The organism is Pseudomonas sp. Z1-14 (assembly GCF_051132005.1).
In the GTDB taxonomy this organism is placed as follows: Bacteria; Pseudomonadota; Gammaproteobacteria; order Pseudomonadales; family Pseudomonadaceae; genus Aquipseudomonas.
This window is the reverse complement of record NZ_CP071646.1, coordinates 6,287,988-6,297,755: the sequence shown is the minus strand read 5'-3', so window position 1 is coordinate 6,297,755 and position 9,768 is coordinate 6,287,988. Positions and strand designations below refer to the sequence as shown.

The 9,768-nt window shown below is 58.7% G+C and carries 10 protein-coding genes and 1 pseudogene; 2 read left to right on the top strand and 9 right to left on the bottom strand.

Translation table 11 applies throughout. From position 1 onward, the window contains the following. Positions 1-348 precede the first annotated feature (348 nt). The 4 genes from J3P89_RS28775 to J3P89_RS28760 form a co-directional block, all read right to left on the bottom strand. The gene (locus J3P89_RS28775; RefSeq protein WP_434696389.1) at positions 349-1,161 is read right to left on the bottom strand and encodes an alpha/beta fold hydrolase; all 813 of its coding nucleotides are present in this window, start codon (positions 1,159-1,161) and stop codon (positions 349-351) included. A 43-nt stretch (positions 1,162-1,204) separates the two neighbouring features. Further along, positions 1,205-2,083 carry an alpha/beta fold hydrolase gene (locus J3P89_RS28770; RefSeq protein ID WP_434696388.1) on the bottom strand — a complete coding sequence of 293 codons (879 nt, stop codon included), beginning with the start codon at positions 2,081-2,083 and terminating at the stop codon, positions 1,205-1,207. Between the two features lie 212 nt (positions 2,084-2,295). Beyond that, complete coding sequence (locus J3P89_RS28765) at positions 2,296-3,609, bottom strand: ATP-binding protein (RefSeq protein ID WP_434696387.1); 1,314 nt, start codon at positions 3,607-3,609, stop codon at positions 2,296-2,298. Beyond that, entirely contained in the window at positions 3,606-4,346 is a 741-nt protein-coding gene (locus J3P89_RS28760; protein ID WP_186710633.1) for a response regulator, read from the bottom strand. Before J3P89_RS28760 ends, J3P89_RS28765 begins: the two co-directional genes overlap by 4 nt. 254 nt (positions 4,347-4,600) lie before the next feature. On the opposite strand from J3P89_RS28760, the gene J3P89_RS28755 reads away from it, so the two are divergent. After that, on the top strand, positions 4,601-4,867 hold the full coding sequence (locus J3P89_RS28755; protein ID WP_434696386.1) for a DUF2790 domain-containing protein: 267 nt from the start codon (positions 4,601-4,603) through the stop codon (positions 4,865-4,867). Positions 4,868-4,900: 33 nt separating this feature from the next. Here J3P89_RS28755 and J3P89_RS28750 read toward each other — a convergent pair whose 3' ends face one another. Both J3P89_RS28750 and J3P89_RS28745 read right to left on the bottom strand, forming a co-directional pair. Next, positions 4,901-5,143, bottom strand: a complete 243-nt coding sequence (locus J3P89_RS28750) for a hypothetical protein (RefSeq protein WP_434696385.1) — start codon at positions 5,141-5,143, stop codon at positions 4,901-4,903. Between the two features lie 12 nt (positions 5,144-5,155). After that, positions 5,156-5,634, bottom strand: a pseudogene (locus J3P89_RS28745) (hypothetical protein). Positions 5,635-6,087: 453 nt separating this feature from the next. Between J3P89_RS28745 and J3P89_RS28740 the strand changes: the two are divergent. Further along, positions 6,088-6,426, top strand: coding sequence for a DUF6124 family protein (locus J3P89_RS28740; protein ID WP_434696384.1), 339 nt, complete (start codon positions 6,088-6,090; stop codon positions 6,424-6,426). A 137-nt stretch (positions 6,427-6,563) separates the two neighbouring features. On the opposite strand, the gene J3P89_RS28735 is transcribed toward J3P89_RS28740, so the two are convergent. From J3P89_RS28735 to trkA, 3 genes are all read right to left on the bottom strand, one after another. Continuing rightward, positions 6,564-7,646 (bottom strand): type I restriction endonuclease, encoded by a 1,083-nt coding sequence (locus J3P89_RS28735; RefSeq protein WP_434696383.1) that lies wholly within the window; start codon positions 7,644-7,646, stop codon positions 6,564-6,566. 238 nt (positions 7,647-7,884) lie between these two features. Beyond that, the gene (locus J3P89_RS28730) at positions 7,885-8,196 is read right to left on the bottom strand and encodes a tetratricopeptide repeat protein (protein ID WP_434696381.1); all 312 of its coding nucleotides are present in this window, start codon (positions 8,194-8,196) and stop codon (positions 7,885-7,887) included. Positions 8,197-8,373: 177 nt separating this feature from the next. After that, entirely contained in the window at positions 8,374-9,747 is a 1,374-nt protein-coding gene (gene trkA, locus J3P89_RS28725; protein WP_305497805.1) for a Trk system potassium transporter TrkA, read from the bottom strand. Positions 9,748-9,768: the final 21 nt, after the last annotated feature.

Below are 9,768 nucleotides of genomic sequence, written 5' to 3'. Positions count from 1 at the left end.
CGCAGCAGTCGCAAAACCGGGCGATGCGGTTTGCCTGGAGGAATGCAGGGGCCTGCTGCGCAGGCCAGCGGGAGCAAGCTCCCTCGCCACAGGGGGTTGTGTCGAACCGAATACCGAGCCCAAGGCTGCACACTGCGCGCCGCCATGGTGAGTGACCTGACATTTGGTCTGGATGGATCGAGGCGTCATGTGGCGCAGAGTACTAGCCGCTGATTGAGCTGAGGTCGTGGAACCGCGGCAATAGTATTTATGCCCCAACGAAAAAACCCGGCCACCTGTGCCGGGTTTTTGGTTCTTCTCGAAGACAAACGGATGAGGCTTTTAGGTCAGTCGCCCCGCTTTACGCGGTCATCCTTTGGAACTGGCCTGCGCCGCTTCAATGATCAACTCCGCGACTTTCTGCGGGTTGGACGTCATCACCACATGGGACGCCCCTTGAACGGTGACGGTCTTTTTCGAGCCCGCGCGGTCGGCCATGAACTTCAAGGCGGCCTCGGGGATGTTCTTGTCCGCCGAGCCGTAGATGAACCAGGACGGCAATTTTTTCCAGGCCGGTTCGCCAGACGCTTCCTTCAATGCAGCCTCGCTGATGGGGCGTTGTGTCGCGGCCATCAGCGCGGAGTCAGCCGCTGCGACGTCGGCGGCAAACTGTTGGCCAAATTTGTCTTGCTGGATGTAGAGATCCTTATTGCCGTCGTCCAACTGCACCGGAGCAGCCAAGGTCGGGCCGAGGGTGCCGCCAGGGTAGCGACCGGACAGTTCGATGGCGGTTTCGCCTTTGTCCGGCGCGAAGGCCGCGACGTAGACAAGCGCCTTGACCTTGGGGTTGTTGTGCACGGCGTTAGTGATCACGGCGCCGCCGTAGGAATGACCCACCAGGATCACCGGGCCGGCGGTATGCTCGACAATATCTGCGACGTAGTCCGCGTCCTGCTTAACGCCGCGCAGCGGGTTGGCCGCGGCAACGACCGGATAACCCTGGGTCAGCAAATGGGCGGCAACGCCATTCCAACTGGACGATTCGGCGAATGCGCCATGGACCAGCACGATGGTTGGCTTGGCAGCATCGGGTTGCGCGGCGGTTGCGCTATTAACGGAGGTCAGTGCCAGCGCAGCGGTGATGGTGACGGCCAACAGCGATTTGATAGTGAGCATGATCATTCCTTTTTTCATTGATTAGAGGGGTGACGCCGCAGCGATGGGTTCACTTGGCCAGGAAGTCCAAGAGATCCTGGTTGAGGCGGTCCTTGTGGGTGTCGGTCAGGCCGTGCGGCGCACCCGGATAGACGATCAACTCGGCGTTCTGCACCAGCTCGGCGGCGGCATGGGCGGAGGCGTCAATCGGGACGATCTGGTCGTCGTCGCCATGCACGATCAGTGTCGGCACGTCGAACCGGGCCAAGTCGGCACGGAAGTCCGTTGCGGAGAATGCCGCGATGCAGTCATAGGTGTTTTTGTGGCCCGCTTGCATGCCCTGCACCCAGAACGAATCGATCAGCCCCTGGGAGATTTTCGCCCCGTCGCGGTTGAAGCCGAAGAACGGCCCAGACGCAATGTCGCGATACAGCTGTGAGCGGTTGTCCAGCGAGGCCTTGCGCAGGCCGTCGAACACCTCGATCGGCAAGCCGCCTGGGTAGTCTTCGGTCTGGAGCATCATCGGCGGAACGGCGCTGATCAGGGCGGCCTTCTTCACCCGGTCGGTGCCGTGGCGGCCGATGTAGCGGGTGATTTCGCCACCACCGGTCGAGAAACCCACCAGGGTCACGTCGTTAAGGTCCAGGGCGTTGATCACAGCGGCCAGGTCATCGGCATAGTGATCCATGTCGTTGCCTTCCCACGACTGGCTGGAACGGCCATGGCCGCGGCGGTCGTGGGCGATTACCCGATAGCCTTGGTCCGCCAGGAACAGCATCTGCGATTCCCAGCTATCCGAATTCAGCGGCCAGCCATGGCTGAAGGTGACGACTGGCCCATCTTTCGGACCCCAGTCCTTGTAATACAGCTGTACGCCGTCCTGGGTGGTGATATAGCTGCCGGCCTGGGCTTGGTTGGCTGCTTGAGCGCGTTGGGACTGGGTATTCATCGCAAGATCTCCTTAGGTCAGGGCTCGCCATTCGGGGGATCCGATGGCGAGTTGATGGGGAGAATTCTTGCAGCGGCATGTATACCGGAAATGTTCGACACCCGGCCGTTATGCGTTTTTTTGCGTATGTAGATGCGCTGGATACAGTGGCTTACAAATGCATGCCGATGATCCGGCAGTAGCGGCTGCACGTGACGTGCAGCCAGCTCGGCCTACTGATCGACGCCGAAGTCGAGGGTCACGCAAAGACCGCCGCCGTCGCGGTTGCGCAGGCTCAGTGAGCCACCAATCGCGACGGTCAACTGTTGAGCGATGGCAAGCCCCAGGCCGGTGCCGCCAGAGCTGCGGTTGCGTGAGCTTTCCACCCGGTAGAACGGCTTGACCACCTCTGCCAGGATTTCCTCGGGAATGCCCGGCCCTCGGTCCAGCACACTGATGGAAACGCCGGTGCTCGCATCGCCGCTGATTTCCACCTCGGCGGTGCCGGCGTACTTCAGCGCGTTATCCACCAGATTCACCAGAACACGCCGCAGCGCATGGGGCCTTGTCTCGATGATCGCGCCGTTCTGGCCGCGCAGGCTGACCTCGCGGCCGGTGTCCTGATAGTCACACACCAGGCTGTCGAGAAAAGAATCCAGGCTGATGCGGCAACTGGTCTCCGTCGCACCATGGACACTGCGCGCATACGCGACACCCTCGCGCACCAGGTGCTCGATTTCGTCCAGGTCGTTGCCCAGTTTGTCTTTCTCTATCGAGTCGTCCATGAACTCGGCGCGCAGCTTCATGCGCGTGATGGGCGTCTGCAAGTCATGGGAAATGGCCGCCAACAACTGCATGCGCTCTTTCAAGTAAGCGGCAATGCGCGCCTGCATGCTGTTGAAGGCCCGGGCGGCGTAGGCCACTTCCCGTGGACCGGTTTCGTCCAACGGCACGGGATGGGCGTTCGGGTCGAGGTTCTCGACCGCCTCGGCCAGTCGGCTGAGCGGGCGTATCGCGATCCACACGGCAAGCCAGGTGCAGCCAATCATCAACAGCAACTGACCGAACAGGGCAAAGGGCAACCAGGGCGACAACGGCCTGACCGAGGGACGCACATCGATGGTCACCGGGCTGCCGTCAGCCAGTCGCACCTGGGCTTGGAAATGCTGGCGTGGACCAGGGATCTCGACAATGGTCAGGTCATAGTTGCGACCCAGCGAGACTTGCAGGGATTGCGCCGCCGTCGCCGCGAGATCGTTGGAAGTGAGCGGAATGCCGGGATCATGTTCGCGCAGCAAATAGTCATAGTTGCGACGCTGCAGACGTTTGGTCCATTCCAGGCGTTCGGCGGCCGGCAGACGGTCGAGGATGGCGATGGAGGTCGCCGTGTCATGCTCGAAATTGCCCAACATCGCCGTCTTGGTGCTTTCGTAACGTTCGTAGTACTGGGCTGCGAATGTCAGGGCCTGGGCCAGTATCAAGCCGACAAGGAACACCAGCCACAGCCGCGAGGCCAGCGTGCGAGGCCATTGCAACGCGAGTTTCATGCCTGCTCCTCAAGCATTTCGACCGCAAAGGTGAAGACGTACCCTTCGTTGCGCACCGTCTTCAAGTAGAGCGGTTCGCGTGCGTCATCCAACAAGCGCTGGCGCACGCGGCTGACCAGCAGGTCAATGGAGCGGTCGAAAATGTCCGCGTCACGGCCCTGCGTCAGGTTGAGCAACTGGTCGCGGCTCAACACCCGCTGCGGATGATCGAGAAAAACCCGCAGCAGCCGGTACTCGGCGCCGCTCAGCGAGACCAGCGTGTCGTCTTCATCGAGCAGATGGCGGGCAGTGGTGTCGAGGCGCCAGCGGCCGAACTTGAGCATCCGGCCGCTTTCGGTCACGACAAAGTTGGGCGGCAGCATGCGAGTGCGCCGCAGCACCGCGTTGATGCGCGCAAGCAGTTCCCGGGCCGCGAAGGGTTTGGCCAGATAGTCGTCGGCGCCCATTTCCAGGCCAATGATGCGATCGGTCTCGTCGCTGCGCGCCGTCAGCATCAACACCGGTGTCGCCTTATGCTTGCCGGCGCGCAATTCGCGGCACAGCAGCAGCCCGTCGTCCCCCGGCATCATGATGTCGAGCACGATCAGGTCGACCTGGTTGGCTTCGAGAAAGGCCCGCATCTGGCGGCCATCGGCGACCACGGTGGTGCGCAGGCCATTCTTCACCAGGTAGTTGCCGACCAGCTCCCTGATTTCCCGATCATCATCCACGATCAATACGTGATCGACATGTTCCATGCCCTGCTCTCCGAAATGCGCGCATCGATTGCGCAGTGTGACGATGCCGTGTTGCCGGTTGGCGACGCACCGTGCGTTCAGCTTATCCAGCCCTGAATCAAGCCAGAGCCAAGCAAAAACAGTGGCGATTGTATCGATCTGTATCGCAATTCACCTCAGATACGTAACGCATCCAACCACGGCGTTTTTCGACACAGCCGAGATACCGCACGGGCTTTAAATGAGCGCCATCAACTCATTGAAGGGAAACGACCATGAACCTGAAGACCATCGCTACTGCTTGCCTGATCACGGCCCTGAGCGCCGGCGCATTACCCGCCTTGGCCCAGAACAAAGCAACCAGCGAAAGCTATTCCTACGGCACCCACCTGGACATCGACAAAGTGGTCTCGCTGACGGAAGACAGTGGCCAGAATTGCGGGTTGGTGAATGCGCAAATCACCTACCTTGATTCGATGGGTGAGCAGAAAGCGCTTACATATCTCAAGCATGCGGCCAGCTGTAACAATGAAGGGAGTTGAGGGTCGTGATATGGGCGCTTGCAAAACGCCCTCTCAGCCAACCTCCTCAAACCGCCGCCGCTTCATGAACAACCCCATCCCTATCACCACGGCAAAAACCGACAGCAACCCCAGATCAAACCCCAACAAGCGGTTCTGACCTGCCACAAAGCAGCCAACCACACCCGCCGCCATCAACACCACGCCTAGCCACTTGCGTAGCAGATAGGGCTTGAGGAATCGATCAAGAAGAAAGGACACCACCAAGGCAATGACCAATTGAGTAATTTCGGACATGTACGTCTCCGGTCAGGCCTTGATGATCAATGTCGAGAGGGTGCGTTGCGGGCCGATGCCGCCGTTGACCCGCGCCTCGATGCTGACCAGCACGTCGCAAGCATGGTATGTGGGGAGGATTTCATTGGCATACTTGCGCACACCCACCCCTACGGATGCCGCCACGTAAGGGGGGCCACAGCCTTGGCGGCGGAAGCGAAGGCTGCGGCTGCAAGGGTGGCGATGGTGGTGCGCTGGGCGTTGAGGGCATCGCCCTGTTGTCGGGTCAGCGGCTTGGAGATCCCGATCATCATCACGCAAGGCAGGCCCCTGGCCTGCATCTTGTCGTATACCTCGACGACCTTGCTGTTGACTTCATAGTGGGCTTTTTTTGCCTCGCCAAAATGCAGCTCGCGCAGGCGCCCACGTTCGCTGTCGGTGAGGGTGATCTGGGATACGTTGAAAACGATCCCGTGATTGCCCATGTATTGGAAAGTCCCTTCGAACTTCATTGCCCATATCCTTTTGGGGTAAAGGGGGCAATTCTCTGCAACGGGCGGATTGGATTCAAATCATTTCGTGCTGCTGGACTGTGTAAAACAACCCACCTGCATGCCAAAACACCCCTCTCCTACAGCCCCCGCCTACAACGTCCATCTAGCTACGTATCCTTGCGCCTTTGCCTACAACTACGCCAGAATCCGCCGGCTTGTGCGCCTTGTTCCTGGGTTCTATTGTCGTCCTGCCACTGCCCATCAGTGGTCGGGTTTAGTAGCTCGGTTAAGGATACGGTCGCATGAGTCTCATCAGTCGGGCATTGCCTGCGCTTGATGGTGGCTGTGCGCATGGCGCCTTCGGGCGCGCCGGGTTTTCCGTTTTCCTACCGGTCTACTAACTTGCGCACAGTTGCCTCCCTTTCGTTTAGTAGCGAGACGGTAGCGGCTACTAACAAAGGAAACGTGAGCATGTTCAAAGAAACTCCGAACCAGCCAGAGGCAGGTTCCACCTCTACCTCCGCAAAATCCAAAGCCAAGCAGCAAGACGAAACCACCGAACCGAAACCGGAAAGATCTCAAGACGACCTCAAACCGGGGCAGCTATTCACCGTCGTGAAAGGCCTCGATAACGAATGCCTGCTCGCCAACCTCAGCGAGACGTTGGCTTCTGCTGATGCGATGGTGAGTGATCTGGCGTTTGATCTGGATGGGTCGAGGCGCCACGTGGCGCTGGGGATTCAGCAGTTGATTGAGCTGAGTTCGTTGCTGGCGAATCGGGTGTTGGATAACGTGGAGCCGCGGCGGTAGGATCTTCCCAATCGAAAAACCCCGACGTCATGCGTCGGGGTTTTGGTTCCAGGGCATTCGCCGTTTATGACCTGAACTACAACGTCATAAACGCACTAAAATAAGCGCAATCCCAGCCCTTGGGCTTGAATCCTTGCCTAGGCTTCTTGGTAAAAAGAGATCGTCTCTTTCAGCGGGGCTGAAAACTCATAGATCTCATCCAGCGAGTTGATAGGATGGCGCGTTTCGACTTTATCCTTGTCGAAAATCCCAAGATATTTTTGGCTACGATTGAAGTGAAGCCTTGCGATAGGTTTTCGGTTGTTGTCGTCTAGGAGGATGCCGAAGTAGCTCTGCGTGTCTCTGCTAGCTATGCGCTTTGCGTCTACGACTGTCCGGACAATCGCCTTGATAATATGAAAACCTTCCAGCTCCTCCATCGTAGTAAGAATGCGGTCTTCAGGCTCTTCTTGGGTTTCAGCCTGATTTTCAGCAACGACCGATTCAGCGAGCGTAGGAAACGTGGCTTTGCTCATCGCTGACTTCAACCTGTCGTTAATTTGGTCACTGAGGTACTGGGAAGCGGCCTTCCTTGTGAGCTGAGTGAACTGATCTCGAATTTTTTGGGTGATAACCCCTTCGTAGACTCGCGATGCGAAGAAACGAACGAAATCATCGTCAGGCTGAGTGAGCTGCTTAGCTATTTCCTTTTTTATGTTTCCCACGTACTTCAGTTCGCCTGCGGCATTGATGATTGAATCAACATCGAAAGCGGATTTCGTAAGCTTTTGAAGCTCAGGAATGACGTGTTCATCAATATTAAGCAGATCGACCTCTAAAAATGGCTTCTCATCCATTTTGTTGGGGGCATCAAGATCAGTGTAAAACCGATAGAACCTGCCATTTGTAAGGATGGAGATTCGTGCAGTAGTGACGTGGAAATATCTAAAGAGCTGACTCGCATGGTTGATATTCAGCGGCTCGCCGATTTTTTTTGTTTCGATCAATATCTGGATTTGGCCGCCCTTCAAGATCGCGTAATCAATCTTTTCCCCTTTCTTAGTGCCGACATCGCACACATATTCAGGAACGACTTCAGAGGGGTCGAACACATCGTAGCCCAGCACGGTATGAATGAACGGCATGACAAAAGCAGTCTTCGTTGCTTCCTCGGTTTGTATCGTCGACGCTAGCTGATTAACCTTCGCTGACATTGCGCTCAAGCGTTCTACAAAGTCCATTTGCCTGCTCCGTTACACGTTCACCCGATTGGGGCCGTAGAGGCGCAACGCTACTACTCATGGATCCAACCTGCCACTGGTATTCCATCCAGGCTGAATACCTGGCCAGGCCGTTTTTTATTTGGGCTGCTTGGCGGGCTGGCATTGGGAATACGATGGGCTTTTTTGTGAGTGCTGCGCACTGGAGCGCCAGCCCGGTCAAGCGGGAGCAAGCTCCCTCGCCACGAAAGCGGTGAATTCAGGAATGACGATCCAGTTTTTTGAGAAACACGGTCATTTCCTTTTCCGCCTGTTTGTCACCATGAGCCCGGGCGGCTTCCAGGCCTCGTTCCCAGGCTTGTCGGGCCGCAGCGGCATCGCCCAGGCCTTGATGAGCCTTGCCCAATAGTTTCCAGGCCGCCGAATACTTGGGGTCGAATTCGACGCAGCGTTGGAGGTGTTCGGCGGCGCGGGGGAATTCGCCTAGGTCGAGGTAGCCTTTGCCGAGGCCGAAACGCAGTAGGGAGTTGTCCACGCCCTTGGCGAGCATTTTTTCGAGGGAGTCGAGCATGGGGGCGTCCTTATCGGTTGGGTCAGGGGTTGAGCGGTTGGCTGCTGGATAGCTTTCGCGAGCAGGCTCGCTCCCACAGAGGATCTCCAGCGTTCACATACGCTGTGAACAACATGGCCCCCTGGTGGGAGCGAGCCTGCTCGCGATGAGGCCAGTAGCCTCACCGCAAACGCTGGCTCAGAAAAAGCTCAACCCCACATGGAACAGCTTCTCGACATCACGAATGTGCTTCTTGTCCACCAGGAACAGGATTACATGGTCGCCGGTCTGGATGGTGGTGACGTCGTGGGCGATCAGCACCTGTTCGTCGCGGATGATCGCGCCGATGGTGGTGCCGGGCGGCAGGCCGATGTCGCGGATGGCTTTGCCGATCACTTTGCTCGACTTGGCATCGCCATGGGCGATCGCCTCGATGGCTTCGGCCGCGCCGCGCCGCAGGGAGTGGACGCTGACGATGTCGCCGCGGCGCACGTGGGCGAGCAAGGTGCCGATGGTTGCCAGTTGCGGGCTGATGGCGATGTCGATGTCGCCGCCCTGGATCAGGTCGACGTAGGCCGGGTTGTTGATGATGGTCATGACTTTCTTCGCACCCAGGCGTTTGGCCAGCAGCGAGGACATGATGTTGGCTTCGTCGTCGTTGGTCAGGGCCAGGAAGATGTCGGCGTCGGCGATGTTTTCTTCCAGCAGTAGATCGCGGTCCGAGGCGCTGCCCTGCAGCACCACGGTGCTGTCGAGGGTGTCCGAGAGGTAGCGGCAACGCGCCGGGTTCATCTCGATGATCTTGACCTGGTAACGGCTTTCGATGGCTTCGGCCAGGCGCTCGCCGATCTGCCCGCCGCCGGCGATGACGATGCGCTTGTAGTTCTCGTCGAGACGGCGCATTTCGCTCATGACTGCGCGAATATTCGCCTTGGCGGCGATGAAAAAGACTTCGTCGTCCGCTTCGATCACTGTGTCGCCCTGGGGCAGGATCGGTCGGTCACGGCGGAAAATCGCCGCGACCCGGGTTTCAACATTCGGCATGTGCTCGCGCAACTGACGCAGTTGCTGGCCCACCAGCGGCCCGCCGTAGTAAGCCTTGACCGCCACCAGTTGGGCCTTGCCCTCGGCGAAGTCGATCACCTGCAAGGCACCGGGATGCTCGATCAGGCGCTTGATGTAGTTGGTCACTACCTGCTCGGGGCTGATCAGCACGTCCACCGGAATCGCTTCGTTGTCGAACAGGTCGGCGCGAGTCAGGTAGGCCGCTTCACGCACCCGGGCGATTTTGGTCGGGGTGTGGAACAGCGTGTGGGCGACCTGGCAGGCGACCATGTTGGTTTCGTCGCTGTTGGTCACGGCCACCAGCATGTCGGCGTCGTCGGCACCGGCCTGGCGCAGCACGGTGGGCAAGGAGCCACGCCCTTGCACGGTGCGGATGTCGAGACGGTCGCCGAGGTCGCGCAGGCGCTCGCCGTCGGTGTCGACCACGGTGATGTCGTTGGCCTCGCTGGCCAGATGTTCCGCCAGCGAACCGCCGACTTGCCCTGCACCGAGGATGATGATTTTCATCCAGCCACTCCTATCGAATCG

Bases quoted from the DNA above. Each gene is read 5' to 3' on its own strand.
- J3P89_RS28775 (WP_434696389.1), bottom strand. From the start codon at position 1,161: ATGATCATGCTCACTATCAAATCGCTGTTGGCCGTCACCATCACCGCT.
- J3P89_RS28760 (WP_186710633.1), bottom strand. From the start codon at position 4,346: ATGGAACATGTCGATCACGTATTGATCGTGGATGATGATCGGGAAATC.
- J3P89_RS28740 (WP_434696384.1), top strand. From the start codon at position 6,088: ATGTTCAAAGAAACTCCGAACCAGCCAGAGGCAGGTTCCACCTCTACC.
- J3P89_RS28765 (WP_434696387.1), bottom strand. From the start codon at position 3,609: ATGAAACTCGCGTTGCAATGGCCTCGCACGCTGGCCTCGCGGCTGTGG.
- trkA (WP_305497805.1), bottom strand. From the start codon at position 9,747: ATGAAAATCATCATCCTCGGTGCAGGGCAAGTCGGCGGTTCGCTGGCG.
- J3P89_RS28730 (WP_434696381.1), bottom strand. From the start codon at position 8,196: ATGCTCGACTCCCTCGAAAAAATGCTCGCCAAGGGCGTGGACAACTCC.
- J3P89_RS28755 (WP_434696386.1), top strand. From the start codon at position 4,601: ATGAACCTGAAGACCATCGCTACTGCTTGCCTGATCACGGCCCTGAGC.
- J3P89_RS28770 (WP_434696388.1), bottom strand. From the start codon at position 2,083: ATGAATACCCAGTCCCAACGCGCTCAAGCAGCCAACCAAGCCCAGGCC.
- J3P89_RS28735 (WP_434696383.1), bottom strand. From the start codon at position 7,646: ATGGACTTTGTAGAACGCTTGAGCGCAATGTCAGCGAAGGTTAATCAG.
- J3P89_RS28750 (WP_434696385.1), bottom strand. From the start codon at position 5,143: ATGTCCGAAATTACTCAATTGGTCATTGCCTTGGTGGTGTCCTTTCTT.